Source organism: Citrobacter sp. Cu096 (assembly GCF_030332285.1).
GTDB lineage: Bacteria > Pseudomonadota > Gammaproteobacteria > Enterobacterales > Enterobacteriaceae > Citrobacter > Citrobacter meridianamericanus.
In genome coordinates, this window is record NZ_JAOWID010000002.1 from 1 (window position 1) to 211 (window position 211).

The 211-nt window shown below is 54.5% G+C and carries 1 tRNA gene; it reads right to left on the bottom strand.

The window, feature by feature from the left end:
- Nucleotides 1-7: 7 nt before the first annotated feature.
- Nucleotides 8-84 (bottom strand) — tRNA-Asp (locus tag OGX99_RS00800).
- Between the last annotated feature and the right edge of the window lie 127 nt (nucleotides 85-211).

Consider the following 211-nt stretch of genomic DNA (forward strand, 5'->3'; position numbering starts at 1 on the left):
TAATAAGTGGCGGAACGGACGGGACTCGAACCCGCGACCCCCTGCGTGACAGGCAGGTATTCTAACCAACTGAACTACCGCTCCACCGAATTTCTTTGTCACTACCCGGATTATACATCCCGGTTTACTGCAATTTGATGCCTGGCAGTTCCCTACTCTCGCATGGGGAGACCCCACACTACCATCGGCGCTACGGCGTTTCACTTCTGAG